The 1,770-nt window shown below is 68.9% G+C and carries 1 protein-coding gene; it reads left to right on the top strand.

The window, feature by feature from the left end:
* Window positions 1–1,770, top strand: a 1,770-nt coding sequence (locus tag FKV25_RS15915) for a S8 family peptidase (protein WP_170218681.1), incomplete at both ends; no start/stop codon positions are given.

Genomic DNA, 1,770 nt, shown 5'->3' with positions numbered 1-1,770 from the left:
GCCAAGGCGCCGATCGAAGGCCGCTACATCGTCGTGCTGAAGGACGATGCCGCCGCGATGGGCTTCGAGGCGCAGTCGGCGAACAAGCCGAGCGTCGCCGCCGTCGCGCAGTCGTTCGCCCGCAACAAGAGTCGCCGCGGCGGACGCGGCAACGTCGTGCGCACCTACCACAGCGCCCTGCGTGGGTTCGTGGTGGAAGCCAACGATGACGAACTCGCGCAGATCCTCGCCGACGATCGCGTCGCCTATGTCGAGGAGGACGGCATCATGCATGCCTCGGCCACCCAGAACAACGCGACCTGGGGCATCGACCGCGTCGACCAGCGCAACCTGCCGCTGAGCGGCACGTACAGCTACGACACCACGGCGAGCAACGTGCACGCCTACATCATCGACACCGGCATCCGCGCCAGCCACAACGACTTCGGTGGCCGCGTCGGCAGTGGCTACACCGCCATCAGCGACGGCAATGGCACCAACGACTGCAACGGCCACGGCACCCACGTCGCCGGCACCGTCGGCGGCGCCACCTACGGTGTCGCCAAGGCCGTGCGCCTGTACCCGGTCCGCGTGCTGGGCTGCAATGGCTCGGGCAGCAACTCCGGCGTGATCGCCGGCATGGACTGGGTGGCGCAGAACCACGTCAAGCCGGCCGTGGCCAACATGAGCCTGGGTGGCGGTGCGTCCTCGACCACCGACCAGGCAGTCGCCCGCATGGTCAATGCCGGTGTCACCGTGGTCGTGGCCGCCGGCAACGACAACGGCAACGCCTGCAACTACTCACCGGCGCGCGCCGCCAGCGCGATCACCGTCGGATCGACCACGTCGTCCGATGCGCGTTCCTCGTTCTCGAACTACGGCACCTGCCTGGACATCTACGCCCCGGGTTCGTCGATCACCTCGGCCTGGCACACCAGCAACACGGCGACCAACTCGATCAGCGGCACCTCGATGGCCTCGCCACACGTCGCCGGCGTCGCCGCGCTGTACCTGGCCGGCAACCCGAACGCCTCGCCGAGCCAGGTCACCAGCGCGATCGCCAACAACGCCACTCCGAACAAGGTCAGCGACGCCAAGACCGGCTCGCCGAACCTGCTGCTGTACAGCGTCTTCGGCGGCGGCAATCCCGACCCGGATCCCGATCCGGATCCGACGCCGGGCAGCCTGCAGAAGGGCGTGCCGGTCAACGTCAATGGCGCGCAGGGCTCCGAGACACGCTACACCCTGACCGTCCCGGCCGGCGCCAGCAACCTGAGCTTCACCACCAGCGGTGGCAGCGGTGACGCCGACCTGTACGTCCGCTTCGGTTCGGCCCCGACGACCAGCACCTACGACTGCCGTCCGTACAGGAACGGCAACGCCGAGAGCTGCACCTTCGCCAGCCCGCAGGCGGGCACCTGGCACGTGATGCTGCGCGGCTACAGCGCCTACAGCGGCCTGTCCCTGGTGGCCGACTACAGCACCGGCGGCGGTGGTGGCGAGCCCTGCACGGGCTGCGACAAGTACAGCGGTTCGCTGTCGGGCACGGGCACCTCCGCCGTGCAGCCGAACGGCACCTACTACCAGTCTGGCGCCGGTGCGCAGAAGGGCTGGCTGCAGGGTCCGGCCGGGGCCGACTTCGACCTCGAGCTGTACCGCTGGAACGGCTCGGGCTGGAGCAAGGTCGCCGAGTCGACCACGCCGTCCAGCGAGGAGTCGGTCAACTACAACGGCGCGGCCGGTTACTACTACTGGCGCGTGCTGTCGTACTCCGGCAGCGGCAGCTACAAC

Origin of the sequence: Marilutibacter aestuarii, assembly GCF_006546775.1 — a bacterium.
GTDB lineage: Bacteria > Pseudomonadota > Gammaproteobacteria > Xanthomonadales > Xanthomonadaceae > Marilutibacter > Marilutibacter aestuarii.
This window is presented reverse-complemented; position numbering and strand designations above follow the sequence as displayed.